Genomic DNA, 916 nt, shown 5'->3' with positions numbered 1-916 from the left:
AGGGTTTGAGGGTTTTCTGACAGGCACTATGTAGGCCACCTTTTTGTTTGAGGTATCTAGTGAGCGCATCGTAAATGAGTCGGTGATGATGGTTGGTCAAAGGTAGTCCATATTCTGCTGCCTGTGCTTGCAAATATGACTTGAGCTGTGGATATAAGTCTTCAAGAATGAGATTGACGTCACGGGTAGTAATACTCCTGCCCTCTATCAGGAGTTGTTGTGCTTGGTTTTTGCTAATTGCGTGCATACACTTCTCAGGAACATGCAGACCTATTGACAAATACATAGATAAAAGTCTGTAAAGACGGAATAAGTTTCGGGAGAATTTTGCAAGCTCTGCTCTGAGGAGGGTGTTCTGTCTATAGGTTGTCCATCGCCTCATCTGACCAGTCTCTTCGTCGACATAGTTTATTCCAATTTCTAGGAGTGATGCCTTGAATGTTTGAAAGTCATAGAGGTGTCCTACCTGTTGTAGCTGGTTAATTAGACGCCTGAACTCACCTCTCTTTGGCCTTGGAGGTCGTGAACGTAGAACTCTGAGCTCTCCTCCTGAGTCTGAAAACAGATCACCATACGTATGCAGATCATTTCCTGTACCAATATGTATAGAATCCTTCAGCCACCATTTGCTTCCACTAAGACGAAGGTGAATCTCGTTCATCAGGCCAGTATGAGGGACTGGTGAAAGAAGGGTTTCGGGGGCATCAGATTTGGAAAGTGAAAATATTTGGGGATCAGTTGCAATATCCGGTATGGTTTCGTCAGGGAAGCTATTTGCAGCGTCAACTAAAGCTTTAACGGGGTTGCTATCCTGTTCCTGCTCTTTGTGGGCTCCTTTGCTCTCGGGTTCTCGCGCTTTTGTAGTTTCAACGGCTTCATTTAGAAAATTTAGAAATAGCTCTGAGAGATGACTATT

At 44.2% G+C, this 916-nt stretch carries 1 protein-coding gene; it reads right to left on the bottom strand.

Going from position 1 to position 916, the window contains the following annotated elements:
• A partial coding sequence (locus E1189_RS22550; protein ID WP_196220913.1) for a hypothetical protein occupies positions 1-916 on the bottom strand: 916 nt, incomplete at both ends.

The organism is Parendozoicomonas verongulae, from assembly GCF_009711465.1.
Lineage (GTDB): Bacteria > Pseudomonadota > Gammaproteobacteria > Pseudomonadales > Endozoicomonadaceae > Sansalvadorimonas > Sansalvadorimonas verongulae.
Note: the sequence above shows the minus strand (reverse complement) of the source record. Positions and strands in the feature narration are given on the sequence as shown.